We start from the raw sequence: 241 nt of genomic DNA on the forward strand, positions 1-241 counted from the left end.
TCATGATATTCTATACTCAGTTACCACTTACTCTTTCGATATTTCTATTTTAGAATTTTTAGCACCATTAATATCAGGAGCAAGCGTATTTATAGCGAGTAGAGATACACTAAACAATGTTGAGTTTCTAAAAGAGCAGTTAGAACAAATAAAACCTACCATCATTCAGGCAACTCCAAGCTTCTACCAAATGTTATTCAATGCGGGCTGGAGTGGAAGTAAAGACCTAAAAATACTTTGT

At 34.0% G+C, this 241-nt stretch carries 1 protein-coding gene; it reads left to right on the top strand.

Annotation, left to right across the window (positions count from 1 at the left end; translation table 11 throughout):
• The coding region (locus SB724_RS21585; protein ID WP_410573095.1) for an AMP-binding protein at positions 1–241 on the top strand (241 nt) is incomplete at both ends.

Origin of the sequence: Bacillus sp. SIMBA_031 (genome assembly GCF_046535225.1) — a bacterium.
Lineage (GTDB): Bacteria > Bacillota > Bacilli > Bacillales > Bacillaceae > Bacillus > Bacillus velezensis.